This is a genomic window from Bacillus cereus group sp. BfR-BA-01380, from assembly GCF_022663535.1.
Taxonomy (GTDB): Bacteria; Bacillota; Bacilli; order Bacillales; family Bacillaceae_G; genus Bacillus_A; species Bacillus_A cereus_BB.
In genome coordinates, this window is the sequence record NZ_JAKUFS010000017.1 from 27,234 (window position 1) to 53,923 (window position 26,690).

A 26,690-nucleotide genomic window follows, 5' to 3' on the forward strand; every position below is an offset into this window, starting at 1 on the left:
TATTTCTACTCAAATAAAGCGAAATGCTTCGCACGATTAAATACGAAAAGAGCATGTCCAATCGCTTCAACATATTTCGGATTCAGTGCATTCTTATAGATACGAATTGAAAAATATGCTTTTTTCATTGGACACACTCCTTTCTTGTTTTGTTTACACAAAGTATACCAAATAAGAACGTACGTTTCTATTTATATACCAAAAGAAAAGCGATTCATCCCCCACCTACCGTTGCGCTTGAGGTAGGGGTCTTCTCGCCAGATATGATAAATGTAACTTTTGTTCTTTTACATAAACTCAGTAAACAATCTAGCGTTTGAACAGGCATCGGTCCTAAGACTATGTCACCTCCAATTATAATCAAGTCTGGCTGTATTGTTTCGAGTTCATCAAGAACTGCTTTTAGTGCTGGAAAGTTACCGTGAATATCATAGAGCGCAGCAATTTTCATTTTTATGAACCCCCTTGTGCATTTATCCTATTAACCGAAAAAAGACACCCATACGAGTGCCTTTCTTTGACTTGAATCAATTTATTCGTATTTTCCCCTTTATATGTATAAACACACCATATAAAACAAAAACAATTATTTATACCAGGTTGTTATTATGCAAATACAAGGGATTTGAAATTATTGTTAGAGTGACGCCGCATTTCCTTATGAAATAACAATAATTGTAAAGACTTTTCTTTTTTTACAGGCGAACTTAATGATCCTCACGCCAAACCATAAACCAAGTATTAGTTCCGACTACTCCATCTGCTGTCAATCCATATTTACTTTGAAAATTTTTTACAGCTTGAGCTGTATTCGAGCCATATATGCCATCTTGCGATACGCCCACATGTGCTTGCAGTAATTTTACATCATTTCCACTCATGTATGGGGATGTTACCCTTAACGTTCTAAACCCAGCAGCCTCACGTAGTACTTTCCATGTATTCTCTCCAATAACTCCATCCACTGTCAATCCATATTTGCTTTGAAGATTTTTTACAGCCTGCGCTGTGCCCGGACCATATACACCATCTGCATTCACATTTAATAGTGTCTGTGCAAATTCAACATCATCTCCACTCATATAAGGTGACGTCAACTTTAGCACGCGAACAGGAGATGTTGCTATTGATTGACTTGCAGTAATTTTTGAATCTTGAGCATTCGTTTTTCCATCAAAGGTTGCGGCTTGAGTAAAACTCATAGGAGCTAATAACGTAAGGCCTAAACCAAGTGCTGCAGTACTCAACAACTGTTTCTTTACAATCCACTTTTTCATTTTTGTATTCCCCTTTTCATATTCAATTTTTATTTAAATTAGGTCAATATAATAACCTAGATAAAATATATAATTTGTAGTAGAAAATGGGTATTGAGAAATATTTGGAGTTGGAGTAGCGCCACATCGCTACAAAGTTGAGAAAATAGATAACCCCATAGCTATCAACCTAACAAAAATAAACTAGCCCCAAACGATAAAGGGAAACTTTAATCAGTGGGGGTTTTCTTCATCCCCCACTGATTATCAGCCCTCACCAATCGGGCTTTTACGGGCAGTTTATCTCCCAACTAACTTCTTAAGAAAAGCGGAAACGGCTCGTTCAGAATCGCAGGACGCCCACGCCCCTGTCAGAGAGGCGCTTTTTGCCTCGTCCGAGGGGGCGAAACGGCCGGAGATTCTAGCCGCTAGAGCTGGACAACAAAGAAATGTGGAAGTGGCTCGCCCAGAATGTGAGGGGGATGGAGCTTCTGACGTAGAGGTGTTTTTTACCTCGTAGGAAGAAGCGAGGCCACCGAACATTCTAGCCACTGGAACTGGACAATGCTTTCGCTGAATTTTGAGGTGGGAGTATTACTGCCCCCAAATAGCGGGATAAAATTGAGAAATTTTCATTTCTTGTTTCAGGATAATTCTGAATTCTCTAGTTAACGACAATGTGTTCTTCTACCTTAATTTTCGATTCTATCTTTTTCTCATCACCAATCCTTTATCATTTACAAGCAAGAATGCAGGAAATGGCTATTTCATAACGAAATGAAAAATGAAATAAAAGGAGGCAATATTTATGTACATTTATCATAACGGACTCATTATTCGTGAAGGAACGAAAGGAATCCCAGCTTCTTCTGTAAAAAGTTTATTTAAAGATGTGGATTTGAAGTAAAAGACCTTTCTCAAAATGGCGCTTGTGCATACAATGGATTTGCAGAAGCAAGAAAACAAGGACATCGATAAAAAATAAAGATGAATCGAAAGTTTACATACTGCATACCTTCGATTCATCTCCTACTTACAATTCCAAAAATAAATTTGAATTCATTCCGGTTCTTTTTCATTTTCTTAAAGCCTTCTTTTGTATCTATAATGAAACAAGTTTTCCCTACCCAACATCTCATATACGCCGATTCAAAATGAATTGGCTTTACAATACCACGCTTCTCCGTCTCAGTTCCATCATCATATTCTATTTCCGTTCTTACAATCCACTTATTTCCAATTCCAAATTCGATATACTTCAATTGTAATTCCCCTTATCAAAATATTTACCAGTTTTTACATTAACATAATTATATTATGTTAGCTTATATTTCTTATATTGTCTCTTTTGGCCATACTACTTGTTCTATGAATGGAATATAGAATCCTTCTTTTATTACTCATTTACAAACCATAATGGTTCCATTTTCCTAACAGAACAGGTTTTTACTCCCCGAAAATAAAAAACCCCTCAGACAAGCCGAGAAGTATCTTAAAATCAAAATCTGTGATTCTGTTAGTTCCTTTAATCATTTGTTATTATTCTTTAAAATAGGTCTAAAAGATCATCAAATTTCTCTATAACTTGATCATATTCACTTACATTTCCAAAACCGTACTTTGCGTAAACAAAAGGGATACCCGCATACCTGGCCGCCTTTAGATCACTCTCTGTGTCTCCAACATAAACAGGTTTTGAAAGGTTGTTTCTTTCAATTATTAATTTGATATTGTCTCCTTTTGCAAGACCCGTTCTACTGGGATTTTCATAATCTAAAAAGTAATTCTCAAGTTTATGATACCGAAAAAACCCCTCAATATAACCCTGTTGACAATTGCTAACGATAAAAAGTTTATATTTCTTAGAAAGGTTACAAAGTACATCTTCTACGTTTTCAAAAAGAACTCCACCGTGTTCCTCTATATATTTACCTTCAATCTCAAAGCACTGTTTAATTATTTGTGTTCGAGTGTTTAAATCTAAGCTTGGAAATAACTTGCTACTTATGTCGTCCATTTGAAGTCCCATAGTACCTTCGAAGTCTCTTCTTGTTAATTTCTTTTCTACTTGCTGATTTTCCTCAACTATACTATTCCATGCAAGTAGTACAGTGTTTATAGAATCCCAAATAGTTCCATCCAAATCAAAAATTATGCTATCCATATGTATGTCCTCCCCATCATTTATAACATATATGTACGAAACTTAGCTAAATCATAACCACCTATCTTTCCCATATATGTAAATTATATCACAAACACAAATTTTTTAAATGAGGTAGAGGGAGCAATCGTAACGTAAAGTGCAAAGTAACTTACCAAAAATGTAATAATACAACCGATTCGCTATCATCCAAGCATTCATTGAGGTTTCGCCGCTTGTATTTTCATAAAAATGATACGGAATGCTGTTTTGCCCGAATCCGTATCCAGACGCAATTCGCCGCCATGTTTCATCACGGCATGTTTGGCGACGGACAAGCCGAGACCTGATCCACCGTCGCTATTTCTGGCTTGGTCTCCACGGAAGAACGGCTCAAAAATCAATGTTTTCTGATCATCGGGAATACCCGGTCCATCGTTTGCCACAACAAATTCGATGTGCGCCTCAGTCTCGAGCAGTTGAAGAATAATTTCCCCGCCTGCAGGCGTATATTTCAACGCGTTGGAAATCAGGTTGGAGACAGCCCGGTACATCAGCTTCGCATGAAATGGAAGCATCAAGCGTTCCGGTATGTCCAAATGCAAGGACAGCTGTTTTTCCTCAAACTGATCGTAATAAAGAGTTATAATTTCACGGATGAATTCTGCGAAATCGGCCTTCTCCACGGACATTGGATAATCGGGACTTTGCAGCTTGGACAATTCAAATACATCGTCGATTAGATCGGTGACCCGGTCAGCCTTGTTCATAATAAAGCATAAGTAACGCTGCCGTTTTTCTTCATCCTCGGCAAGACCAAGCTGCAAAGCTTTGGCATACCCCTGAATCGTCGTTATCGGCGTTTTTAAATCATGCGAGATGCCAACCAGCATGCGTCGTTTGCTTTCTTCCAAAATCGTTTTTTCTTGTTCTGCACGTCCCAGCTTTTCCGCCATCAGATTGAACATTTCCTGTATGCGCGCCAGTTCGTCATAGGCTTTGAAAGTGACCCGCGTACCGTATTCTCCATCCGCCATACGCTGCATGCCGGCAGCGATTTTGCCGAGCGGGTTCGTCATTTTAACCGCCAACCGCTTGCTATACAAATAAAGGTTAAGAGCAAAAAGCAGGAGGAAAGCGGCAACTGCTTGCAGCAATAGCACGACGATGGCATTTTTTTGAGTGGCTGGGGCTGTATTCACTTTCACGTCTTTCACAAGCTGGCCACCGGGAATCTGGATCAGACAGTAATATGTTTTTCCTTCGGCTGTTTGAAACGGCGCCAAAGAAGCGTAACGGGACGCGTCGTTCCTGTCGTAAAGCATCTCTACCAGTTCTTTGTCGAAATAACTGTCCTTTCGATCGGTGTTTTCACCCTTGATATATATAACATGAAGCCGTTCGTCAAGAATTTTGACCGAGCCGTGAAACATCTCGACGACATCGGTCGGAATGGTGGTATAATCCGGACGGACGATTTCACTTGCTTTTAATTTCGGAATGACTGGGTCAACGACTTTTGTTTTTGTTTGAACATAGAAAAAGGCGATGAGTACAAAGACGACAACGGCCAAGGTTAAAGAAAAAAATATATAATTTTTAATCAACGAATTCAATATACGATTCGATTTGTACAGGGTGGCTCAACCTCTTTTCGTCAGTTTGTAACCGAGTCCGCGAATCGTATGTAAGTAAATCGGCTGCCTCGGATTATCCTCGATTTTGTCCCTCAATCTACTGATATGAACCATAATGGTATTGTTGTCCTCCACATAGTAATCGGACCAGACATTTTCGAAAATTTGCCTTTTGGTAAAAACACGGCCGGGCCAATCCATGAACAGCTTCAATAACTTGTATTCCATGGAACTAAGAGAAATCGGCTGTCCTTGCTTGTACAAGATGCAGGCATGATGATTCAACGTTAAATCACCAACGATTGTCTGCACCGGCACGTCCGTCACAGACGTATTGTATTCGTAATACCGGCGAAGCTGCGCTTGAATTCGCGCGACCACTTCTAGCGGGTTGAACGGTTTTGCAATAAAATCGTCCGCACCAAGGCCGAGTCCGAGTATTTTATCCGCATCCTCATTTCTGGCGGACAAAATAATGACTGGCAAACGATGCTCGTCGCGAATTTTTTTGAGCAATTGAAACCCATCTAGCTGCGGCATCATGATGTCGATGACTACAAGGTCAATCTTCGCTGCTTGCAGAGAATGCCACGCATCCGCCCCATTAGAGCATTCCACCACATTGTATTGTTCCCTTTCAAGAAACAACTTTAACAGTTCCAAAATTTCCGGTTCGTCGTCCGCAATGAGAATCGTTTTTCGCATGTTGGCTCCTTTCATTGTTGTATCGATAATAAGCTTCTACCCATGATTGGAAAAATCCTGTATGTAAGGTTATTTTAAGATTCAGTTAAGAGATGGTTAATTGAGCTGGAATATGATGAACTCGAACCAAAATCAAGTTACAGGAGGAATGCAATATGCGTTGGATAGAGATAGTGGTTGTCGTAGCCAATCTCGTCATACTAGGCTGGATGATTGTACAACGAAACAAAACGATGAAGTTGCTCGTTCTGCTTTCATGTGCTTCTGCCGTGTTATTGATCGCTCAGTTGTTTGGCGAAGGGTACCGTTGGCAGATGGTGCCGGTATACGGGATTACCTTGATGTTGTTAGTTTCCATTTGGAAGCAGCATAAAGTACCCCGTGGCGCCGAAAAGGGTCAAAACTTTGGTAGGGTACTGACGATCGCCGGAATCGTCTTGTACGCGCTGATTGCAGCGGCGCTTCCTTTCGTTATGCCGGTTTTCGCTTTTGAAGCACCAACCGGCCCCTACGCCATCGGCACCGCAACATATCATTGGGTGGATTCGAACCGTAAGGAGATTTATACCAAAGATCCGGGCGATCATCGGGAACTTATGGTTCAACTATGGTACCCTACGCAACAAGGCGTGAGAGGAACGCCGGTTTCTTATTTGCCAGACTCGGAGCGCTACCGGAAGGCTATTTGCAAAGAATTCGGACTTCCTGATTTTGTGTTAAGCTATATGGATCTGGTGAAAACGCATGCTATTGCCGATATGCCCGTTGCCAGCGCAGAGAAGGCTTATCCGGTTATCATATTCTCTCCAAGCAATGGGGGAACCCGGTTTCAAAATACGTTCCAGGCGGAAGAGTTGGCCAGTCACGGTTATATCGTCGTTGGTGTCGAGCATACGTATCATTCGCTGGCCACTGTATTTCCCGATGGGCGCATAATCGGATTCTATCGCATGAACATGCTCAGCTTTCAAGTGATGGATCAAGATATGAAGCAAGTCATCGTCAAAGACATTCAATTTGTTCTGGACCAAATCGAACAGTTAAACCGAAACGATGTGTCCGGCCGTTTGACCGGAAAGTTCGATTTAAGCCGAATTGGTATGATGGGACATTCGTTTGGAGGAGCAGCGACGACGCAGATGTTGCTTCAGGATGCCCGGGTTAAGGCGGGCATCAATATGGACGGCACCTTTTTCGGAGACGTTCCGGAGATGGGCATAACAAAGCCGTTTATGCTGATGAGCTCTGAATCCTCAGAGAAATCAGAAAGCGAACAGCCAACGCAAGAACAATTGGACAAATACGAGTTTACTCGCCAGCAATTCGAACAAATTGTCAAGGAGGGTACGGCTCGCAAAAAGAACGCTTTGGCTAACGGCGGTTATCATGTTACGTTGAAACATACCGTACATTACAGCTATTCAGATTTTTATTTGTACTCGCCGATTGTTCAATGGATGGACGGAGTAGACCCGCGCAGGGCGCATCGCATTATCAACGACTACACGCTTGCATTTTTCAATCAATATTTGAAGGGAAATCCGTCTCCTTTGTTGAATGGAAAGACGGACAAATATGCACATGCCCCTTTCAAACATGATGAGGAGTAGCGCCCCATCGTCATTAAGATAAAGTGAAACTTCCATTAGTGGGGGATGAAGAAAACCCCCACTGATTAAAGTTTCACTTTATATCTCTACAGTTATTTATGAGAATTCAACTCGTTTTTTCGTTTTGGGGAAGAATGTATTTCTTAACTTGATGGTGATGCGGTACCCCTAATAAAAATATTTATTAGTTTTCTGATTAATATAATTATATTAACTTCTTTTGTTTCTTATATCGAGTTTCTCTTTTGGCCATACTACTTGTTCTATGAATTGAATATAGAATCCTTCTTTTATTGCTCATTATCAAACCTTTGTCACAAAGCTCATTTTATGACAAAATATAAATAACAGAAAATAAAGAATAATTTACATTTAAGTTAACTTTAAATATTTTAAGGAGATAAACATTATGCAGTACTCTATCACTAAAGACATACTACAAGAACTTGAAAGTAAAGGAATTATTGAACCTTTCGGCCACTACAAAAGTCTAAATGGCGGAAGCAGCAGTACAGTTGGTGTTATTACATATGACGACACTCCCTTATATGTAGTGAAAATGAACAAGCCTAATGTCCTACAAGCTGAATCACTGTTTCTAAATCACTACCGAGACCAGCATTGGTTTCCACAGCTCATGTATGCGGATCCTAATTACCGTTACATAGTTTATGAATATTTAACTGGTACAATAAACAATCGAAAAAGTGATAAACGTGCTGTACTCGCTTTCCTTTCATCACATATTATAAACTCTTATCATCCAATGTGTGATGCAAACAAATGGGGTTGGGTAGATGAACCAGAATCATCATGGGAATTATTTCTACATTCTCGTATTACCGAATCTCACGAAACCATTGAATCTCATTTAAAAACTGAAGATCATCAACTCATTCGTAACATTGTAACGAATCGGCTGAAAAGAAATACTACTGATACGCCTTACCTGATACACGGAGATTTTGGTTTTCATAATTTCCTTTTTAGCGATGAAGAATTAGTTGGCGTTATCGATCCTACTCCAATTGTAGGGCCTCCCATTTATGACCTTGTATACGCATTTTGTTCAACTCCAAACGATTTAGAATTGCATGTTATCCAACCAGCTCTTTCTCTTCTAGACAATTGGCAGCCTCAAAATGAAATAGATTTATATGAAGAAGTATTACTAGGTTTATATTGTCGCATCGCTACTTCCATTCGACATCATCCAGAGGATTTACCACAATACATTGTAGCGTGGAATAAATGGATGGCTGATATTACTTTGAAGTAAAGTCAAATATCAATTGAACGTGTATGTACGGTAAAACGAAAGAATCCATTTTGACATAGGATCAAAATGGATTCTCCCTTATCACATTTGAATATAATATTACAACAAACTAGCTTTTCTTCTAAAAAAATAGTATATGTTAACACATTCTACTCATCTTCTAAATCCTGCCCTTGTTTTACCCTTAAATTATATACATAGTAAACTGGTATAAAACCACAGATGAACAAAATAACTCCTAATAATAGACCATCTTTCCAACCAAAGTTGGGTGTAATGGAAGTAAGATATGCGACACCTGTCCCAATTATAGTTAGTACTGCCATGCTAATAATAAATGATTTCTTAGGATCTTTTATTTCCTTTTCATGTTCTACACTAATACTCATCGATAAATAGGCAGCTACAATAGAGGTTAACATAAATACCATCCAAAGGGGATTCTCACGTACCCTCTCTATTCCCCCTTGAATGAAATCATAACCAAGAATACATAACACCCCCATTGTTTGAACGATATACGTAATTTTAATATTTTGCAAATTCCTTACAATGAGTCTTTCATCTGTAATTTTTTTCATTCAAAATCCTCCTGATTCACCCAAAATATTTCATCTAATGTTGCATTTACGGCATAACAAATTTGTAAACATAGCTTTAGTGACGGATTATATTTACCTTTTTCAATAAGGCTAACAGTTTGCCTTGTAATACCGACCGCATCCGCAAGCTGTTGTTGTGTCAAGTCTGCTTTTACACGAGCAACCTTTACGTGATTTTTCATATAACACCCTCCATTTAAAATGTAATATATATATTGCTTTATGTAAAGTATAAATTACATTGAAATGACAGTTCCTTCATCGCGAGATAAGTGGAACTGTCATTTTGAATTGTATTAAATTCATAAATTTTTCCAAAACTAGGGAATAATCCCCATCAATCATTATAAATTGAAAAAAATAATATCTTTGGATACACCCTTATCTATTCACGGCCTCTTTTTATTCAAAATCTAACAAAGAAACCATTCGCTCACTCCCTACCGCCTGAATGAATAATGGCAATCGCGGACCAGTTGAACTATTCAAAACAAGCATATATACCATATGAAATAATAATTTTTGATTAGCTCTCATAATTTTCTTATCCTCGTCATGACAAATTGCATATATTTTTTCCATTAATTGATCTATCTGCTGACTATTACGAAGTATGTCACAAAATTCTTTTAACCACTTTTTCTGAATCTCATCTAATGTTTCATAGTATTCGATATCTTTCTTATCATTTATACGAATTATTTTTTGTGGATTCCAATTTTTAATCCAATATTCTACCCGATCGCTTATTTTCTTACTATCTGTTACGGTATATTCCTCATCTGTTTTACTAAGCACACTTTGTAATGCCTGCACATGAAAGTTTACTAATGGTAAGACACCTGCTACTTGGTTAAATTTCGGTAATATTTCATTTTCACCGTGAACTTTTGATAATTTAAGTGAAGAACATATATCTTTATCTTGTAACGTTCCATTTCGGTAACTGTCTCTAAATCTTTCATATTCAGAGTAATTTCTAATCACATCTTCATCTAAGCCAATATTGAAAGGTGCATTGGGCTTATACTTCGAAAACATAAATAGAATGATTTCAGGTAAGTATATGTTCAGTAGCTCATTTGGCGTTATAATATTTCCAGCTGAGCTAGACATTTTTTTATGATCCCCTTTTATTCCTATAAATTCATAAGCTACATAGCTAGGGGCTTCATAGTTAAAAATCCTCCTAGCAATTTCTTTTGATACGTTATAACTTCCTGTTTCTGATGAGTGATCTCTTCCTCCAGGTTCGAAAATGACATCTTCAACCATCCATCTCATTGGCCAATCTATTTTCCAATTCAGTTTCATATTATTTGCACTCATCACTGATAATATTGAATGGTTTCCACAACTACAAACATATTCAATCGTTTTATTTTCTTCATCAAACTTTTTTATTTCTGTATGATCTTTTCCGCAATTCTCACAATATAGTGCAATTGGGTAGAAATCATTTTTCTCTTCTTCTGAAATATCACTCGTTTTAAATTTCATGACTATGTCATATATTTCTTTTCTTTGTTGTAATGCATGAATAATGTGTTTGTTATATCTACCAGTTCTATATTCCTTACTCTGATATAGAAACTCCACTTCAATCCCAAAGGCTGCTAGAGACTTTTCAAATTCTTTTTCAAAGTGTTCTGCATACGACGTATGACACCCGAAAGGATCCGGAATATCTGAATACGGCAAACCAATATATTTTTCAAAAGAGGGATCAACATTTTTAGGAACTTTTCTAAAACGATCATAATCGTCCCAAGAAAAAATAAAACGTGTTTTCTTCCCTAAGTCTTGCAGCGCCTTCACTACAAAATGTGTTGTTACAATCTCCCGAAAGTTCCCTATATGAACTGATCCCGAAGGACTAATTCCTGACGCACACACAAAAGTATCTTTATTAGGATACGTATTAATTAATTCATTTGCTATTTTATATGCCCAGTGCATACTATCACCTCTTCATAAAATCATTGCAATTCTCTTTTGCCTTTTTCACAAATAAAAAAACTCCCACCCCCAAGACTATAAATCTTGAGGACGAGAGTTGTGCTCATCGTGGTACCACCTCAGTTTGTTGATATGTCACCATACCAACCTCTTCGGGTACGGCAAATTGCGTATACCCTATCTCTATAACGGGAGAATCCGTCGTATTATCCCTAATCAACTTAGTTCCATACGAAGCTCCAAGTCTTTTTTCATTAAGATCGCTATCTCTCCTTCTCAGCTACCGGAGTTCTCTGTTACATAACATTTCTTAATTACTCTTCTCTTCATTGCTGCTAATATTTTCATTTTTTTTAATTGCATTAATAATAATCAGAAAAATGATTATTGTCAATTATCTTTCTGATTATTATTTGTATCAGGTTGCATCGCTTCATCAGTGGCGTACTTAAGCTGAATCGTAAATCACGCACCAAATCTTGACAAAACAGAACTTATTCAATAAGCTTACACTAATACTAAACGTTTAGTATTAAATGTTTTCTATTTTGATGGAGGGATAATGATGACAAGATTAATGGTACTTGGTTTATTAATGCAGTATGGTCCTATGTCTGGCTACGAATTACAGCAAGTAATGCAATCTGCGCAAACTGATACGTGGGCAGGTGTTTTCCCGGCTTCCATTTACCACGCTTTAAAAAAAATGGACAAAGAAGGGTTAGTAAAACTAGATACTGTTGAAAAGACAGGAAATCGTTCCAAGGCAATATATAGTATCACACCAGCTGGAAAGGATGAATTTCACAAGCTAATGATTGAATCTTTTCAGCAATCTTCGGTAAGTTTCCCAACTCATCTATATACAGCACTAACTTTTTTCACAGCTGATACAGTTTCTATCGAGAAAATTATAGTTGCTTTGCAGGAGCAAAAAAGAGGAATTGTAGACATGTACGAAAATATGAAAGCAGGACAATCGATTAAAGAGAAAATGATTGACGTTCCTGAACATGTAACTCTTATCTTTGAAAATATTTATGAGCAATGTGAGATGCAGCTTCGTTTTATCGAAAAGCTAGAAAAGAAGTTATCTATATTAAAAGAAAATAACAGTGAGGAGGAGAAGTTATGGAATCTCAAATGAAAATGTCTCGAATACAAAAAGCTGCTTTATGGGTTGTAGCAGTAGCTGTCTTTACTGACATGCTTATATATGGAATCATCGTGCCCATCTTACCAAGCTACGCAAAAACACTTGGGGCCACGCAAGCTGAAATTGGCTTTTTATTCGGTAGCTATGCAATTACTTTACTTCTCGCTACCCCTATTTTAGGGGTGATCTCCGATAAAGTAGGAAGAAGGCTCCCTATGATTCTAGGTTTATTTGGGCTAGCAGCTGCAACTATGTTATTTGGATTTGCGAACAGTTTTTGGTTATTGGTTCTAGCACGAATGCTACAAGGTATATCAGCAGCTGCAACATGGACAGCTGGATTAGCCCTTCTTGCAGATGTATTCCCTCTACAAGAGCGCGGGAAAGCAATGGGGATCGCTCTATCTGGCCAAGCAATTGGAATGCTTTTAGGACCAACTATCGGCGGCTTTCTTTACCAATGGGGCGGCTATCACTTACCATTTATCTTCGCAGCAGTAATCGCACTTATTGATGGTATATTACGAATCACATTGCTTCATGATGAACCGAAACAGGATACAGAGCAACGCATTTCCTATCGCTCCATCATAAAGATGCACTCATTATTTATGATTATCGGAATTATTATACTTGGAGCTGCCTTGCCTAGCGCTTTAGAGCCCACTCTTCCTTTATATCTACATAATGTTTTACACGCAAGTTCAGGAACAATCGGACTTTTATTTGCTGTTCCCACTCTTGCTTATGGGTTTACTGCTCCAGTAATTGGGACACTTTCAAATAAGCTTGGCAGAAATCAAACAATGATTATTGGACTTATAATTGCTGCTCTATGTTTTCCATTCATAACACTCGTTCCTAATATGATCACTGAAATATTTGTTCTCGCTGTGCTAGGAATTAGTTTTAGTTTCTTACTAGCACCCGCTCTGCCAGAACTGACACACCTCGCGGACCAAAGCGGAATTCGTGCATACGGTACACTCTTTGCTATCTATAATACAGCGTACTCTATTGGCATGTTCTGCGGTCCGACGTTAAGCGGCAGTTTATCTGACTTATTCGGATTAACAAATGCATTGTACACCTTTAGTCTTATTCTCCTATGTTATCTTGGACTGTTTTTTTGGAAAATCAAAAAACAAGCGTGAATATCCTATAACGTATTTGTGAACTACCCTCCACCTACGCTTTGCTTAGAGGTGGGGGCTTCTAAGGTAATCGTACCTAACGATACGAAATTTACTTAGCTACCGAGCCTGTTCCATGCTCTGTACTTGATTATGTTAACAAATGCAATCCTTTCCTATGATTCTACAGAAAGAATAGTGCATTTTTTCATTTTAGGGGGTATTTTATTTTGTTAGCTTGATAGCGATGTGGTGCTACCCCATTATGAAGTCGATTACTTTAATCAATCTTTTTTCAAAAAGCGAAATTGTAATATGGCGTTAAATCAACGTTTATCACACATTTTTAATCAAACTTTCTTTTAAAGCAACACCTTTTCTATACCGATCACACAACTTTTTAGTCAATTACTCAAGTTTCGCAGAACGAAACTTGAGTTTTTAATTATAAAATTTAAGTGAGATAAATAGTTTTATATTCCCATTTTAATAAATAGTACGTACAGAATTAAGAAAAATTAATAAGTACTCCAATACGAATAGTTTTCATATTAAACCATAACTCACCAAAAATGTCTAATCTGATAAAATAGTATTTCTAGACAGAATCTTTATAGACTTTGTAAGTAATTGTTGATTGGAACATAAAGCGATTCGATACTTTTCATCAAGGTGAAAGAATCTAAAATGCCATCCATACTGAGGAATGCCTTGGGCATTTTTTAAAAGAATGCGACCACCCTTCCAACTTTCCATATCAAATCCAAACGAATTTAAAGAATAAGATAAACCTTGACCAATAGCCTTAACAAACGATTCTTTCAATGTCCATAACTCATAAAATAAAGATAACTGTTTTTCTGGATTAAGATTAAAAAGAACATCAAGCTCCTCCATTGTAAAACAATACTTAGCCACATCAAAATCAATCGGACGGATTTTCTCTATATCTATCCCTACTCTTCCTTCTCCTACCATTGCACATATCACCCATTCACCAGAATGAGAGACATTAAAATCTCCAAGCCAATTATTTTGACCTATCAGTTTTGGACGCCCTAGCTCATCTCTAAAAATTTGTAGACTATCAATAGGCTTGTCTAAATACTCAGAAAGTAATCTTCTTACCATTTTAGTTGCCAAAAAAGTATTCTGTCTATCTTCCCAACGCTGGTATCTCTTAATGCGTTCCTGTTCTTTTACTGGTAGTTTATTCATATACTTACCAGATAAACACTCTCCTCTTTGAATTGCGAATAGTTGAGGGGTATTTTTCAATTGAGATTTTTCTTCTATTAAACTGTAGTTATTCATACTCTTATTTCTCCAAAAATATAATTCAATTTATTTTTAGTGTGGATTAAAATGTAAATAGATGGACAATGTTTAAAATTGCTCAAAAATAATAAACCGAAATGTCCCTATCAAAAGTTAATTAAAAAATCGATAGGACATCAGTTTTTACATTGTCTTTACCTTTTGCCCTAACATCTTTTTGCTATTAGAGATTTACTAATTATGAAACCTCACAAATTTATCCTTATTTATAAACTACTAACAATTCTTAATGAAATATTTAACGTAATTCCGAAAGAAGTCCCCATCTTCAAGCGCGTGACGGGCGGAGCCCAGCGGTAAGGTGGGGATGAATTTTGGTTAGGCATCGCCTAACTGATTTGTAAGAACTGCCAATTGTTCGTATGGTGTATACGTTCTATCTCTGATCTCTTCACTTGTTTATAAGATTTAGCAGGATTTTGTATATATTGTCCATGTATATCTTGTACGTATACCATTTTTCCTGTAAAACCTGTCACAAATCCTATTTGACCAAATACTTTCACTTTATCACCCAAATAGGTTCCATCTATATGCGGTGTATTTTTGTTGTTCCGTTTTGCACTTGTATTCTTTGTTTTCCTTCCTTTTCTTACGGTTGCTTCATGTAGGGAACGTTTTTTCTTTCTAAATTGCTTGATGCGAAATTCACCACTTTGATCATATTCTTGCAAATGTTTGGGACTTGTAATCGCAATTGCGTCATTTATATGTGTTTTGCCTAATCCAAGTTCTTTTCTTTTTGGCGTGGTGTAACTGCCATACGTAATTTCACAATCTAAACGATTTATGATTTGCATACGCAATATATTCATAAAGGCGGTTTCTTTATATTGTTTTGGCTTCTTAAACTTGTATTTGATTTTCCCTTGATGGAATTTTTCATGACAGTCTTCATGTACCGTTACAAGGTTATCTGCCATATCAGAACCACCGTTGCATCGTTCGATGATATGATGCGTATGCAAAATGCCACCTTGTTTCTTACAAATTTGACAGGTGTAATCGTCTCTCGCAAATACATAATACCTCGTATTCCAAAAGCCAAAGGCATCTCCTTGTTGATATTCGGTTCCTTGTATGTCAGATTTTTTTATCTTTTGCACATCAAATTTCCCTACTTCGACAATCACTTTTGGTGAAGGAAAGAGTGACTTGAAAATTTCAATCCAATGAATTTGGTTATCCACTCTGCTTTGAATCGATGGAGGTAACCATCCTTCTTTCTTTTTCCGATTGAGAAAACGTGCTTTACGATACCTTGTTTTTCGTTGCCTTCTCCCTCTGCGTAATGTAGCTCTCAGTGTAAGGTTTTCTTTGACATCCTGACGTAACTGGGTGGTTCCTTTTGCTAGCACCTTATCTTCTGTAGTGATTGCAATACCCATATGCCTTGCACCGCTGTCAACGCCGATTGTAACAGGTTGTATCGTTTCTCCAGTAGCATATTGGAGTTGAATGGTAAAGGGGGTATATTTCACAATCTTAGCTTTTCCTTGTTTGAGAAGAAGCCGAGCCTTACGGTGACTACAAGGCATAAGTGGTTCTCCTCGTAAATTCTTAACAAATACACGCATGTTTTGTCCCTCCTAAGAGTTTGTTTCCCTTCGCCAATGTTTGTAGGTGTTGGCAACTTCTTATATAAGAAGGCATGTGGTTGACCGTTCCTTCCCAATCAGAACTGTTACAGAGCCACCATAGAGCCAAGAACTAGGGAATCATTCATGGGTATGCAACCTACGAACGGAGTCCACGAAAGACTGAGGCTAGACAACCAAGGCTTTTTTTAAGCCCCCACTTCAAAACGTGTTAGCGTTTAAGTGGTGGGTAGTTGACCACCTTCTTTATTATTTATTTCAAAAAAAACAAATTAACATTTCAGTATGACAATATTAAAAATAGGTATTACATGAATTATGCTTAAAATGCTAATGGAATCTTTTTACAAAACGTAGTATATTACTTCAAGATTAAAATTTCAATATTTTTCTAAAATTCCTTCAATTTATTTTATAATAAATCTGAAGATAACAAAAATACTGTTTATATACATGAATCGTTTGCAGAAAATCGTTCTATCTGCAAACTGGACAACTGCATCTAAAGTGACGGAATCACTAGAATTTCATACAGAGTTTCCTGAGCTGAAACAAGTTCATCGCATGATTCAAGATTTCCTATCCATTGTTCATGAAAAACGAGCTGAAAGCTTAGCAAATTGGCTTATAACATATAAAAATATACCTTAAGTTGATTGATGTGGGAAGGTACCCCAATTAAAGTTTTTTAAATCTAATTGGACTTACCATTAAGAAAGCGAGGATTAAGGTAATCCCTGCATTGCTATATGAAAACAACCCCATACCAGCCAATGGTAATCCAGAAGCTGGAATAGGTAATCCCTTAAAATATCCAATGGTTGGTTTAACACTAAATTTAGCTAATCTTAAAGCACCCATCGTTGGGAAAAGGATAAATGCCAAAGAAGTTAAAATAGATGGTGCCGCTATCGAATGAAATAAAAGTGCAGGAGCAACTCCGAAACTAACAATATCAGCTAAGGAATCCAATTCTACGCCAAACTCACTATTCACTTTTAACTTTCTTGCAATCCTTCCATCAAAAAGATCTAAAACAGCCGAAAAGAAAATAAAAATGGAGGATACTTCCAAAAAGCCATTCATATTCAAGGTAATTGAAAAAACACCGCACAATAAATTTCCGATCGTAAATAAATTAGGTACATTTTTTACTATCCAATTGAACAAAGTTGTCCCCCCCTAAGTTGATTAAACTTCCTATTTATGTAGCATTTTCTATATTTTCTTCCGTTATACTTAAAAATACGTGACCACTGTAAGCTAAACAAATATCGACAAGAAAAAAGTCGATTTCCTGTACGTTAAGGAAAATCGGACCAATTGTCATAAAAGCAGAATTGTCTATAGGAAGATCGAGCTTATTTCATTTTTTATCGTATTTTCATCATTAATGAAAACCTTCTTACTCTACTCACAGCTTCACTTACAACCATATGTTTCATTTTGTTTATAAACATCTGCTGCTAACTCTTGCAGTAAAGACTCGTCTATTACTTCGAAATAACTCCCCTTCTTTTCTAATACTCCTTTATCACAAAGAATATTTAACGTTCTCAGTAAATGTCGGTAACTTGTTCCTAATAACTCCGATATTTCCGTTAAATTCCCTTGAAATATCACGGTTTTTTCTTCATCTCCTACCCTTTCACCTGTCGCGAGAATGTAACTCGCTAATCGATTCTCAAGTGGATACAGTAAATTAATGGAACTATTTTGTGCAAGTCTAGCAAGTTTATGTGCTAAAGAATCACAAATAAAACTTAAAAAGGTTGCATCATGAAGTAAACGTGTTCTAATTTTTTCTAATGGGATTCCAATGCAATACGAGTCCTCTATCACTTGGACATTGGAAAACGTTTTTTGAGAACGAACTAATTCTACATCTCCCATGACTTCAAACCCATTATAAAAAGTTAACAATAACGATTTACCGTTACTTAAAGTCGTATACACCTTTGCTTTTCCCTCTACAAAAAAGTAAAGGTAATGAAGTGTTTCATTTTCCCTACATATGTATTCATTCTTTTTAAATAACAACAACTCCATCACTGGCTTTATGCCATGACTAAAAAAATCTTCAATATTATTCTTTTGAATATACTCATCTAACTTCTTCGAGTCATATATTTTTTTCATAAATTCTCCAAATCCCCTCTTTACTATGACATATGTCATAATACACGATACTTCAATCATGATAAAGTGAAACTTTAATCAGTGGGGGTTTTCTTCATCCCCCACTGATTATTAGTTGAACCAATCGGGCTTTTACGGGCAGTTTATCTCCCACCTAACTTCTTTGCTCTCGCCGAATTTTGAGGTGGAAGTATTACTGCCCGTTAATGCGGGATAAATTAACCTTAAAAATGCAAGGGGGAAACACTATGTATAAATTGCTTTCCGCACTTATCGGTGCTCTCATCGCACTGATGATTCCACTAAACGGCATCTTAGCAGAAGTTATAGGAAATTATAACGCTAGCGTTCTTATTCATATCGTTGGATTAATTGCGGTCATTATCATTTTACTAGTCGGTAAATTTAAAATTAAGATTCAGAAAGGAATTCCGCTTTACTTATATAGCGCAGGAGCTATCGGGGTGTTCACCGTACTCTTTACCAATATTAGCTTTTCAACACTCGGTGTATCCTTAACAATCGCTTTAGGTTTACTCGGTCAATCGATCACTTCTATTATTATCGACCATTTCGGATTATTAGGAATGCAAGTTGTGAAGTTTGAAAAAAAGAAAATGGTCGGTTTATTACTTATTGCTTCTGGAATTGTTGTTATGAATATTTTCTAATGGAGGAGAAATGATGTTCTATATATGTATTGCCATTTTAGCTGGCTGTTCTATCGTAATCGCAAGGGTAATTAACGCAAATTTAGCAACTCAAATTGGAATTTTCCAAGGTACTTTTTTCAACTATATTACTGGTCTCGCTTTTTCGTTGCTATTTTTAGTTTGTAGTAATGAATCTTTTAACATGTCCTACACGACATTGCAATCCATACCGTTTCTTGCTTATTTAGGTGGATTAGTAGGCGTTGTAGTAATTGGATTATCAAACTATATTATTCCTAAAATATCTTCCTTTTATTTGACATTACTTATTTTTATCGGTCAATTAAGTATGGGCATTATCATTGATTTTTTCAATTCACATGAAATATCGCTTGGTAAGATAGTGGGTGGTTTATTAGTATTAATGGGACTTACATATAATTTAATTATTGATCGGACGGATATACCTGTTCAAGATAAGAAACAAGCTTATTAACGCTTGTTTCTTATTCAATTATATGTATAATATTTTCTAAATCTAAACTGGATAATACCAACTGACCGTTATCCAAATTCTCTGTCCTCAATCGTTCTAAATTAGAACAATAACAGAGATGACCTTCAGCAATTTTGGTCACCTCATAAACCTCCTCTCCTTGCAAACCGTTTAATTTCCCCAAATGACTTGAACAATAATTGTTAAAGGAGAATTAAACCAGTATAAAAACTAACATCTTTTTTTACATATGCTAGAATTCTAATTAGAGATTCTAGTCAAATGCATTTATTTTCAGTACCGTTTCAGAAGGTAAAATATACTTTAAATTATAGGAGGACTACTATGAAACGTAGAGAGAAAGAGCAGTTTGTACAAATTAGTGGTTTCAAATTATTTACAAAGTTGTATGGGGAGAAAACAGACAAACCTACCATTATAATGGATTCTGGATATGGCGACTATTCTAAAGCCTGGAGTTCCATAATTACTGAAATTTCTATGCTAACGGAAGTACTCGTCTATGATAGAGCCGGATTAGGAAAAAGCGAGAAAAGTCCTAGTCCTAGAACGAGCCAAGAGATGGTAGAAGAATTGAACGAACTTTTAATAAAAATGAAGATACAACCCCCATACATATTAGTAGGTCATTCTTTTGGTGGTGTAAACATGCGGATATATGCTACAAAGTATCCTAACAACGTCGCTGCATTACTTTTGATTGATTCTACACCAGAAGATTATAAAGAAAGATTTCTTCCAACAATGTCAAAAGAATTTCAACAAGCATATAACAACCAATTTATTTATGAAAGTACATACGATGAATTTACTGCAAGTTTAAAACAGCTAAAACAAACAAAAAAACAATTAAATGTTCCCTTAATGGTTTTATCAGCAGGAAAAAAAGATTATTATTCTAAAAAATCTCAAGAATTATGGAATGAAATGCAAAAAGAGATTCTTGAGATATCTACAAAAAGTGAGCTTATAATTGCAGAAAATAGTGCCCACTATATACAAAACGATGAACCATTTGTGGTAATTGATGCAATAAAACGCTTAATTAATAACTGTTAAATTGAATTGGTTATGTTTTTTAATAATCTCTCAAGCTCTTTAGTTTAGTAAAAGGAGAACACATAGTAGATATGACTAATATACGCTCTCCTTTGTTTTTTCTAATAGAATTAGTATAGTCATATGGACACAACTTAGTTAAGTCCTTACAATGGGGTTCAAGGAGGAAGTATCCATATGACAACGCTTGTATCAAGTCATTTCATGCCATTTTAAAGAAAGAAAAAGTATATCGTACACAATATGTCACGTTTGAACAAGCAAACTTAGCATTATTTCAATACATCGAGGGATTTTATAACCGCAAGCGAGTCCATAGTAATATTGATTATAAAACTCCTCAAGCAATAGAAGATCTAGCTAAAGAAGTAGCCTGGATTTAACTTTTTTGTGTCCAAAATATTGACTTAAATCCAATATTGTAATTCCATTTGCTGCAGTAAAAACATCTATGATACTCTCCTCACCAATCCCTTACAGACCAATTATTATATAATAAATATAAGAAAGGAGTGATCCTTATGACCACTCCTTTCCACTTTATATTTTTCAAACTATGATTTTACTTATTTATTTCCAAATTTTATTTGCCCATTCAGGATGATCAATAAATGGATTCCGGTTATGTTGATACTTTGTATAGATTATTTCATTACGCTTTCGCTCAAGATCATCAACAGGATCTTGTTCATTCCATTTTAGTAAAACAGATAACTTTCCCATATAGGGAGCTTTGTTATTGTTTACTTTATCATTTAGTTCCAAATCTACTTCACCGTGATCCCCTTCATAACGAACAGCCATGTAAAATAACATTCTAGCAATATCACCTTTTACACTATCACGAGGTTCCCAGGAATCACTATCATATTTACATTCTGTTGCTTCTGGATGATTCACACCACCGTTATCAAAATCCAAATTTCCACGTGAGCTATTTACAGATACATCTGTAGCTCTTAAATGATGAAGATCCGTTCCAGGCCCTGCAGCCGTCCCGAAATCACCGTGAGATTTCGCCCAAACATGCTCTCGGTTCCAATTATCGACCCCTGAACCATTTGTAAATTTCCCTTGCGAACGCCCTGTATATAAGAGAAGTACATTATTTTTATTATTTGGATCTTCATCAGTATCTCTTAGCGCTTCCCAAACCGCACTGTATGATATCTTTGTATGATGATCAATAATATTATGAAGTTCCTTTTTTAACTCTAAGCCCGTTTTCCCCTTCATGCTATTATAATATGTATCATCATAATTAGTTGAAGTTACCCCTTGATTTACTTTTGAAGACGAAGAAGCTCCTTCACCATACACAGTATTTGTAAATGATAAGGATGAAGAACCTAAAATAAATAATGAAGAAATAGTAAAGATAGCAAGTTTTGTATTTCGGAACATCATATACACAAATCCCCTTTTAAATTTAATTTTCACTCATTAGCAAAAACGATTCTTTCTAAAAAAACGTAAACGGTTTCACATTTAAGTAAGAATACTCGTCTACATTACAAATATAGTTTAATAATAACCTATATTTTTTAATTTATTTATGCAATTATGCATATTTGACCACTATATAAATACAAATTAAAAAATCGACATAAAAACCCTCTTTCTTTTTAGGCGGACGAGAGCATCTGGCCATGCATAGAAGCGGTCAGGACCTTTTCCTGCCACATGCAAGGTTTAAAACAAAGGGAGCAAGCGAGCTATTCTGCATAGCAGTGACTTATAAAGAAAAGCGGAAGCGGCTCGCTCAGAACAAGAGGGGGATGGAGCTTCTGACATAGAGGCGCTTTTTGCCTCGTCGGAAGACGCGAAGCCACCGACTGTTCTAGCCGCTGGAGCTGGATCATAAAGAAAAGCGGAGCCGACTGTTTAGGCCCGTTGGCTAAGGTTCTTTCACACAGAAGGTGCTTTTTTACCTTCTCGTGTGGAAGGTTCTTAGACATGAGGGCTTAGGAGGCAGAGCTAGACAAAGATGTCGAAAAATTAAAGTGGACTTATATAGTTAAAAACCTACAGAGAAAACTACACAACAAAATGCTTAGCATCTAGAATCGAAATAAAGAAAATATTTCACCTCCTGTTTTCTTTATTTCCAGTGTTAATAAGAATTTGTGGAGGTAAACTTGAAAATCAAAATATTAAACCATTAAAACCATAGGGTGGCTAAGTAGTTACATTCCTTTCTGAAAATGAGTATAGTACTCATCAATTCGTGGTATCGATAATATCATAGTACCTTGCTAAACAAACTAGCTAATGGTATATTTGTAAATAATTAGATATCCATTAAGTGGAATTATTGTCAGAGATCCTATAAATAAACAATTTTAAAAGGTGTGTTAGAACTAATAGCTTCAGCAATACTAACTGAGAGTGCTTCATGTGGTTTATTCACTAGCTAAACGTATTTCTAACAAGATAGAAAGATCTGAAGGTTCTCTCTATCCTCTACTAAGAAGATTAGTTAATTTTAGCCATTTTACAAAGGTATTAATTAAGCAAAAAGGAGATGCGATTAAAATGAAAAAGCATGTTTTATATCTATTCATACCGCTCACTATTGTATGTATGTCTGCTTGTTCACACGATACACAATCTAATGAAGGAAACGATTCACGATATGATAAATTAAGCAATGTACAATCTATAAAAGATGTTGCTATTGAAATTCCAGAAAATATATTCAACTCTCAAAAAAAGAATGAAAATATTACTGAAGATGAAATGAAACAAAGTATTAAAAATTATTTGGATTCTAGTCATGCGTTAACTGAAAACATCGTTCCACTTTCTTCAACAACTTCTGATGAGAACTTTACTGAATCCGATCGAGAAAAATTACAAAAACTAATGGATCTAGCGAAAAAAAATGATGCGAATTTCCATGATTTTATTAGTAATAATAAGATACCTGATGATTATCAAAAACCTTCAAAGGAAATCTATGAATATATTTCGTCATCTACGGCACTTTTATTAGAAATGCAACAGGAAATAGATAAACTCTCGCAAAATGGTAACGTGTTAAAGACCGATTTTTCTTTTACAAAGCGCTTTACTAAAGTTAATGGTAGAAAACAAAAAGAAATCGAAAAGTTTTTGAACGAAAAAAATATTAAAACTACATTTTTCAATCAACAATAATATATACAAAAAGAAATTAAAGGATATATCATATACCCTTTAAAGTAGTCACAATAATTAAAAAACAAAGTTATTCAACAATCGAGCCCATTTATTATATAAAAAGTTCAAGGTGGTACATATTAGTCGCGGATAATATATACCACCCTTAATTTTTTATGGCTTTCTTGTAATTACTTATAATCAATCTTGCATAACTAAACCATTCGGACGAAAACGGCTCATCATAATTTCATCAACAAATTTACCGTTCGCCTTCAAACTCCCCTTCTTTATTCCTTCTTCTCGAAAGCCAAACTTTTCATATAACGCTTTCGCACCAGGATTTGTTTCAAGAACACCAAGTTCCACTCTTTCAAGCATTAACCAATTATCCGCAAGATCGAGTATTTTTGTAAGTAATGCTTTCCCAATTCCTTTATTATGATATTCACTATCTACACCCATAAATAGATCTCCTGAATGCGATCTTCGGCCTTGTCCTTGCGTTAAACCTACAAATCCAATTACATTACCATCAAGCTCTGCGACGAATTCAAATTGATTAGGTCCTAAGTTGCGAATTCTATTTTCCATAGCATCTACTCGCATACTTGGCAGAAAAACCATATATGGCAAAACTTCATCTTGTATACATATCCGATGAATTGCGCTAGCATTTTGTATTTGAACGGGACGAATAGTTACTTCCATTACAACATCTCCTTCAATAAAAAAATAAGATCATTTTGGAATATTCGACAAACTATATAAAGATTCCTAGCAAAAGCCATAAAACCATATTATAAATTACTATTTTCATTTTTATCAGCCCTAAAAGGTTTTCGTCATAAATTGAAGTATAAAAATATCTATCCTATTAAATTGTTCATCAAAACGAAAGAAATCTTGAGAAAAAAATTATTTGAATTTTCAGTATTCTAATAATAGAAACTTAATGTTACTATAAATTTATTCTTTTTAAAATTTTTGTTAGGGGGAAAAGAATGATGAAGAAAAAAAGTCTAGCGTTCATATTAGCGACTGGAATGGCAGTGACAACGTTCGGGGGGACAAGCTCTGCCTTTGCAGATTCAAAGAACGTACTTTCCACAAAGAAATACAATGAGACTATTCAGTCTCCAGAGTTTGTATCAGGAAACCTAACAAGCGAATCAGGAAAGAAAGCTGAATCTGTTGTATTTGATTATTTAAACACTGCTAAAAAAGATTATAAACTAGGCGAAAAAAGTGCAGAGGAATCTTTTAAAGTACAAAAAGTTGTAAAAGATCCTGTTGCAGAAGCGACAGTTATACGCTTACAGCAAATGTATGAAGGTGTACCAGTGTGGGGTTCTACTCAAGTAGCTCATGTTGGGAAAGATGGTGTATTAAAAGTTGTATCAGGAACAGTTGCGCCTGATTTAGATAAGAAAGAGAAGCTGAAAAATAAAAATAAAATTGACGGAAAAGAAGCAATTACAGCCGCACAAAAAGATTTGGGGCTGAATCCAAAATATGAAGTAGAGCCGTCGGCAGACTTATTTGTATATCAAAATGGTGGAGAAACAACATACGCATATGTTGTGAAATTAAATTTCTTAGATCCAGAGCCAGGAAACTATTATTATTTCATTGAAGCTGATAATGGGAAAGTACTAAATAAATACAATACAATTCATAATGCGAATACGGAGAATAATGCACCGGTTAAACCTGTAACAGGAACAAATAAAGTGGGAACAGGTAAAGGGGTATTAGGAGATACAAAGTCTATTAATACAACATTATCTGGATCTAATTATTATTTACAAGATAATACACACGGTGCAAAAATTTACACATATGATGCAAAGAATCGTACGACTCTTCCAGGAACGTTATGGGCAGATGCAGATAATATCTTTAATGCTACCCGTGATGCAGCAGCGGTAGATGCACATTACTATGCAGGTGTAACATATGATTATTATAAGAAAACATTTAACCGCAACTCTTATAACGATGCTGGTGCACCGTTAAAATCCACAGTTCATTATGGAAGAAATTATAACAATGCCTTCTGGAATGGATCACAAATGGTGTATGGTGATGGAGATGGATATACATTCATTTCATTTTCCGGAGGGATTGATGTTGTTGGACATGAGTTAACGCATGCCGTTACAGAATATAGTTCAGACCTTATTTATCAAAATGAGTCTGGTGCATTAAATGAAGCAATTTCAGATATCTTTGGAACATTAATAGAATACTATGATAACCGTAATCCAGATTGGGAAGTTGGAGAAGATATTTATACACCTGGTACAGCTGGGGATGCACTTCGTTCGATGAGTGATCCAACAAAATATGGTGATCCAGATCATTACTCGAAACGTTATACAGGATCGAGTGATAATGGAGGCGTTCATACAAATAGCAGTATTATCAATAAAGCTGCGTACTTATTGGCAAATGGCGGTACACATTATGGTGTAACCGTAAATGGTATTGGTAAAGATAAAGTAGGCGCAATCTACTATCGCGCAAATACGCTATATCTCACGCAATCAACAACATTTAGTCAAGCGCGCGCTGGTTTAGTACAAGCCGCTGCAGATTTATACGGCGCAAACTCTGTAGAAGTGGCAGCCGTGAAACAGTCATATGATGCAGTTGGTGTAAAATAGGTTCCACTCCCCTTTATATAGTGAAAGAGGCTGATCCAAAAGTGAAACTTTTGGATCAGCCTCTTCCATCTCTAAGTACAAATTTAATGATACCAG

At 36.1% G+C, this 26,690-nt stretch carries 26 protein-coding genes, 3 pseudogenes and 1 other annotated feature; of the genes and pseudogenes, 13 read left to right on the forward strand and 16 right to left on the reverse strand.

Annotated elements, in window-relative coordinates; all coding sequences use genetic code 11:
• Positions 1 to 5 precede the first annotated feature (5 nt).
• From MR076_RS26400 to MR076_RS16075, 3 genes are all read right to left on the reverse strand, one after another.
• Positions 6 to 128 carry a hypothetical protein gene (locus MR076_RS26400; protein WP_277928507.1) on the reverse strand — a complete coding sequence of 41 codons (123 nt, stop codon included), beginning with the start codon at positions 126 to 128 and terminating at the stop codon, positions 6 to 8.
• Between the two features lie 86 nt (positions 129 to 214).
• Positions 215 to 451, reverse strand: coding sequence for a metallophosphoesterase family protein (locus tag MR076_RS16070; RefSeq protein ID WP_242222211.1), 237 nt, complete (start codon positions 449 to 451; stop codon positions 215 to 217).
• A 256-nt stretch (positions 452 to 707) separates the two neighbouring features.
• Positions 708 to 1,277: a peptidoglycan-binding domain-containing protein gene (locus MR076_RS16075; RefSeq protein WP_242222212.1), complete on the reverse strand. Its 570-nt coding sequence runs from the start codon at positions 1,275 to 1,277 to the stop codon at positions 708 to 710.
• Positions 1,278 to 2,064: 787 nt separating this feature from the next.
• On the opposite strand from MR076_RS16075, the pseudogene MR076_RS26825 reads away from it, so the two are divergent.
• A pseudogene (locus tag MR076_RS26825) lies at positions 2,065 to 2,148 on the forward strand (GNAT family N-acetyltransferase); the annotation flags it as partial.
• 130 nt (positions 2,149 to 2,278) lie between these two features.
• On the opposite strand, the gene MR076_RS16080 reads toward MR076_RS26825, so the two are convergent.
• The 4 genes from MR076_RS16080 to MR076_RS16095 form a co-directional block, all read right to left on the reverse strand.
• On the reverse strand, positions 2,279 to 2,518 hold the full coding sequence (locus MR076_RS16080) for a DUF3977 family protein (protein ID WP_242222213.1): 240 nt from the start codon (positions 2,516 to 2,518) through the stop codon (positions 2,279 to 2,281).
• Positions 2,519 to 2,802: 284 nt separating this feature from the next.
• Positions 2,803 to 3,420 carry an HAD family hydrolase gene (locus MR076_RS16085; RefSeq protein ID WP_242222214.1) on the reverse strand — a complete coding sequence of 206 codons (618 nt, stop codon included), beginning with the start codon at positions 3,418 to 3,420 and terminating at the stop codon, positions 2,803 to 2,805.
• A gap of 197 nt (positions 3,421 to 3,617) precedes the next feature.
• Positions 3,618 to 5,015 carry a sensor histidine kinase gene (locus MR076_RS16090; protein WP_242222216.1) on the reverse strand — a complete coding sequence of 466 codons (1,398 nt, stop codon included), beginning with the start codon at positions 5,013 to 5,015 and terminating at the stop codon, positions 3,618 to 3,620.
• Positions 5,016 to 5,042: 27 nt separating this feature from the next.
• Positions 5,043 to 5,741: a response regulator transcription factor gene (locus MR076_RS16095; protein WP_242222217.1), complete on the reverse strand. Its 699-nt coding sequence runs from the start codon at positions 5,739 to 5,741 to the stop codon at positions 5,043 to 5,045.
• Between the two features lie 155 nt (positions 5,742 to 5,896).
• Between MR076_RS16095 and MR076_RS16100 the strand changes: the two genes are divergently transcribed.
• A complete protein-coding gene (locus tag MR076_RS16100; protein WP_242222218.1) occupies positions 5,897 to 7,351 on the forward strand; it encodes an alpha/beta hydrolase family protein in 1,455 nt (484 codons plus the stop codon).
• A 409-nt stretch (positions 7,352 to 7,760) separates the two neighbouring features.
• Positions 7,761 to 8,630 (forward strand): phosphotransferase, encoded by an 870-nt coding sequence (locus MR076_RS16105; protein ID WP_242222219.1) that lies wholly within the window; start codon positions 7,761 to 7,763, stop codon positions 8,628 to 8,630.
• 149 nt (positions 8,631 to 8,779) lie between these two features.
• On the opposite strand, the gene MR076_RS16110 is transcribed toward MR076_RS16105, so the two are convergent.
• The 3 genes from MR076_RS16110 to lysS all read right to left on the reverse strand — a co-directional run bounded on the left by MR076_RS16110 (position 8,780) and on the right by lysS (position 11,191).
• Positions 8,780 to 9,211, reverse strand: a complete 432-nt coding sequence (locus MR076_RS16110) for a hypothetical protein (RefSeq protein ID WP_242222220.1) — start codon at positions 9,209 to 9,211, stop codon at positions 8,780 to 8,782.
• Complete coding sequence (locus tag MR076_RS16115) at positions 9,208 to 9,414, reverse strand: helix-turn-helix transcriptional regulator (RefSeq protein ID WP_242222221.1); 207 nt, start codon at positions 9,412 to 9,414, stop codon at positions 9,208 to 9,210. Before MR076_RS16115 ends, MR076_RS16110 begins: the two co-directional genes overlap by 4 nt.
• 220 nt (positions 9,415 to 9,634) lie before the next feature.
• Positions 9,635 to 11,191: a lysine--tRNA ligase gene (gene lysS, locus MR076_RS16120; protein WP_242222222.1), complete on the reverse strand. Its 1,557-nt coding sequence runs from the start codon at positions 11,189 to 11,191 to the stop codon at positions 9,635 to 9,637.
• A gap of 83 nt (positions 11,192 to 11,274) precedes the next feature.
• Positions 11,275 to 11,530, reverse strand: a binding site (T-box leader).
• A 226-nt stretch (positions 11,531 to 11,756) separates the two neighbouring features.
• Between lysS and MR076_RS16125 the strand changes: the two genes are divergently transcribed.
• Positions 11,757 to 12,338, forward strand: a complete 582-nt coding sequence (locus MR076_RS16125; RefSeq protein WP_242222224.1) for a PadR family transcriptional regulator — start codon at positions 11,757 to 11,759, stop codon at positions 12,336 to 12,338.
• Positions 12,323 to 13,501 (forward strand): MFS transporter, encoded by a 1,179-nt coding sequence (locus tag MR076_RS16130; RefSeq protein WP_242222225.1) that lies wholly within the window; start codon positions 12,323 to 12,325, stop codon positions 13,499 to 13,501. The genes MR076_RS16125 and MR076_RS16130 overlap by 16 nt, the downstream gene beginning before the upstream one ends.
• A gap of 555 nt (positions 13,502 to 14,056) precedes the next feature.
• Here the strand turns inward: MR076_RS16130 and MR076_RS16135 are convergent.
• Positions 14,057 to 14,794: a 4'-phosphopantetheinyl transferase family protein gene (locus tag MR076_RS16135; protein WP_242222227.1), complete on the reverse strand. Its 738-nt coding sequence runs from the start codon at positions 14,792 to 14,794 to the stop codon at positions 14,057 to 14,059.
• Positions 14,795 to 15,147: 353 nt separating this feature from the next.
• Positions 15,148 to 16,395 carry an RNA-guided endonuclease IscB gene (gene iscB / locus MR076_RS16140; protein ID WP_242222230.1) on the reverse strand — a complete coding sequence of 416 codons (1,248 nt, stop codon included), beginning with the start codon at positions 16,393 to 16,395 and terminating at the stop codon, positions 15,148 to 15,150.
• A 474-nt stretch (positions 16,396 to 16,869) separates the two neighbouring features.
• Between iscB and MR076_RS16145 the strand changes: the two genes are divergently transcribed.
• On the forward strand, positions 16,870 to 17,067 hold the full coding sequence (locus tag MR076_RS16145; protein WP_242222233.1) for a hypothetical protein: 198 nt from the start codon (positions 16,870 to 16,872) through the stop codon (positions 17,065 to 17,067).
• Between the two features lie 27 nt (positions 17,068 to 17,094).
• Here MR076_RS16145 and pssA read toward each other — a convergent pair whose 3' ends face one another.
• Together pssA and yeiL are read right to left on the reverse strand one after the other, a co-directional pair.
• A complete protein-coding gene (gene pssA, locus MR076_RS16150) occupies positions 17,095 to 17,586 on the reverse strand; it encodes a CDP-diacylglycerol--serine O-phosphatidyltransferase (protein ID WP_242222236.1) in 492 nt (163 codons plus the stop codon).
• Between the two features lie 252 nt (positions 17,587 to 17,838).
• Positions 17,839 to 18,555 carry a transcriptional regulator YeiL gene (gene yeiL / locus MR076_RS16155; RefSeq protein ID WP_242222238.1) on the reverse strand — a complete coding sequence of 239 codons (717 nt, stop codon included), beginning with the start codon at positions 18,553 to 18,555 and terminating at the stop codon, positions 17,839 to 17,841.
• Between the two features lie 248 nt (positions 18,556 to 18,803).
• Between yeiL and MR076_RS16160 the strand changes: the two genes are divergently transcribed.
• From MR076_RS16160 to MR076_RS16180, 5 genes and pseudogenes are all read left to right on the forward strand, one after another.
• Entirely contained in the window at positions 18,804 to 19,226 is a 423-nt protein-coding gene (locus MR076_RS16160) for a DMT family transporter (RefSeq protein ID WP_242222240.1), read from the forward strand.
• Between the two features lie 13 nt (positions 19,227 to 19,239).
• Positions 19,240 to 19,704 carry a DMT family transporter gene (locus MR076_RS16165; protein WP_242222315.1) on the forward strand — a complete coding sequence of 155 codons (465 nt, stop codon included), beginning with the start codon at positions 19,240 to 19,242 and terminating at the stop codon, positions 19,702 to 19,704.
• A 345-nt stretch (positions 19,705 to 20,049) separates the two neighbouring features.
• Entirely contained in the window at positions 20,050 to 20,784 is a 735-nt protein-coding gene (locus MR076_RS16170) for an alpha/beta fold hydrolase (RefSeq protein WP_242222243.1), read from the forward strand.
• Positions 20,785 to 20,942: 158 nt separating this feature from the next.
• A pseudogene (locus MR076_RS16175) lies at positions 20,943 to 21,167 on the forward strand (IS3 family transposase); the annotation flags it as partial.
• 32 nt (positions 21,168 to 21,199) lie between these two features.
• Positions 21,200 to 21,280 (forward strand): annotated as a pseudogene (locus MR076_RS16180) (Lrp/AsnC family transcriptional regulator); the annotation flags it as partial.
• A gap of 74 nt (positions 21,281 to 21,354) precedes the next feature.
• Here MR076_RS16180 and MR076_RS16185 read toward each other — a convergent pair.
• The gene (locus MR076_RS16185; RefSeq protein WP_242222245.1) at positions 21,355 to 22,191 is read right to left on the reverse strand and encodes an endonuclease I family protein; all 837 of its coding nucleotides are present in this window, start codon (positions 22,189 to 22,191) and stop codon (positions 21,355 to 21,357) included.
• A 1,128-nt stretch (positions 22,192 to 23,319) separates the two neighbouring features.
• On the opposite strand from MR076_RS16185, the gene MR076_RS16190 reads away from it, so the two are divergent.
• Positions 23,320 to 23,943 (forward strand): NDxxF motif lipoprotein, encoded by a 624-nt coding sequence (locus MR076_RS16190; RefSeq protein ID WP_242222316.1) that lies wholly within the window; start codon positions 23,320 to 23,322, stop codon positions 23,941 to 23,943.
• A gap of 183 nt (positions 23,944 to 24,126) precedes the next feature.
• Here MR076_RS16190 and MR076_RS16195 read toward each other — a convergent pair whose 3' ends face one another.
• Positions 24,127 to 24,636, reverse strand: a complete 510-nt coding sequence (locus tag MR076_RS16195) for a GNAT family N-acetyltransferase (RefSeq protein ID WP_242222247.1) — start codon at positions 24,634 to 24,636, stop codon at positions 24,127 to 24,129.
• A gap of 296 nt (positions 24,637 to 24,932) precedes the next feature.
• Here MR076_RS16195 and MR076_RS16200 point away from each other — a divergent pair, with 296 nt between their 5' ends.
• Complete coding sequence (locus MR076_RS16200; protein WP_242222317.1) at positions 24,933 to 26,594, forward strand: M4 family metallopeptidase; 1,662 nt, start codon at positions 24,933 to 24,935, stop codon at positions 26,592 to 26,594.
• The last annotated feature ends 96 nt before the right edge of the window (positions 26,595 to 26,690 follow it).